We start from the raw sequence: 1,722 nt of genomic DNA on the forward strand, positions 1-1,722 counted from the left end.
CTGGCTCTGACAAAAAAATCCCGTAATTTTAGCAATTGACGCATATTTGGGCTGATTTGTCAATGCGTAAGTCCTAATCAGAAGTAGGGTGTGTCAGCTAGGGAGATTTTGGCGATAAACTGACCCTCTAAAAACTGACGCACCACGGCATAAATGGTGCGTCAGCATGGGATTTTTCGGTGATTGATAATTCTATTTCCTGACGCACCACGGCATAAATGGTGCGTCAGCATGGGATTTTTGGTATGGGTGAAAATGCTCTTTCCTGACGCACCCTACGGCTAATTTTATCGCCCCAATACGAGAAAATCATTCTGATCGATCGCACTACCAGCCACTCCATTCAAAGTAGCCAAGAGTTGACCGTTCTGAGAAATCGCGATCGAAGCTGCATTAGGGCTTTGGGTAATAGTAAGTTGAGCAAAAGTTAAACCGCCCGCTAACACTAGCAAATCTTCACCTTTAGTGAAATCAGTAATTACATCGCTGCCTTCACCTGCGGTTAAAATAAAACGATCGCGCCCAATGCCGCCGCTGAGAATATCGTTGCCCAAACCGCCAGTCAGACAATCGTCGCCCTTACCGCCGTAAAGAGTATCGTTGCCCTCATCACCGCACAGCTTGTCACTCCCGCCGTTGCCAAACAGCAGATCGTTGCCAGCACCGCCGCAGAGGAAATCTGGCTCGCCGTTAAAGCCGAGCCCGCGATCGCCGAAAATAGTATCCTCCCCATCACCGCCGCAAATGCTGTCGCTGCCGCGATCGCCCAACAGCAGATCGTTGCCCGTACCCCCCACCACAACATCATTGCCCTTGCCGCCGTTCAGCGTATCGTTGCCCTCTCCACCGCTGAGAGTATCCGCAGCATCTCCCCCGTTTAAGAAGTCGTTGCCAGCACCGCCAAACAGCAAATCCTGTCCGTTCGACTCAGGGCTAGACGGGTCAAAACTGCCTCCAAACAAGGAGTCGTTACCCTCAGCCCCCACCAGAGTGTCATTGCCTTTGTCGCCCCAAATGGAGTCATCGTCTTTGCCGCCGATCGCCACATCATCGCCTTTACCACCGAAAATGAGATCGTCGCCCGCATCCCCGTTGAGGTAATCATTGCCGCTGCCGCCAAATAGCAAGTCTTTGTCTGCATTCGGGCCGAGGGGGATATTGCTGGGCCGCCCGCCATAAATATTGTCGTTACCGCTTGAGCCCAGCAGGATGTCGTTGCCGTTGAAACCGTTGATAGCGTCGTTGAGATTGCTGCCGGTGAGGAAATCGCTGTCGTCGGTGCCGTTGAAAGTGCGATCGACGGAATTCGGGCCCGGAATCGAATCGATCGCAGGTAAGGTAATTTCGTCGCAAATGCAATCGTCGGCATTGCCGCCGCCAATGCTGTCAGAGTCAACAGGATTTGGACTCGGAGTTTCCGTTGGAGTTGGAGTCGGAGTTCCCGCAGGAGTTGGAGTCGGAGTTCCAGCAGGAGTCGGAGTCGGAGTTCCAGCAGGAGTCGGAGTCGGAGTTTCCGTGGGAGTCGGAGTCGGAGTTGTTACCGGAGTCGGAGTTGTTACCGGAGTCGGAGTTGTCGCCGGAGTTGGACTTTCCGTCGGAGTCGGAGTTGTTACCGGAGTTGGAGTTGTCGCCGGAGTTGGAGTTGTCGCCGGAGTCGGACTTTCCGTCGGAGTCGGAGTTGTTACCGGAGTTGGACTTTCCGTCGGAGTCGGACTTTCCGTC

General features: G+C 53.7%; 1 protein-coding gene. It reads right to left on the bottom strand.

The genetic code is table 11. The annotated features are described in order from the left end of the window. Positions 1–287: 287 nt before the first annotated feature. On the bottom strand, positions 288–1,722 hold a 1,435-nt coding region (locus QUB63_RS26520), incomplete at its 5' end, for a calcium-binding protein (RefSeq protein WP_332948351.1).

The organism is Microcoleus sp. ARI1-B5, assembly GCF_036705795.1.
Classification (GTDB): domain Bacteria; phylum Cyanobacteriota; class Cyanobacteriia; order Cyanobacteriales; family Microcoleaceae; genus Microcoleus.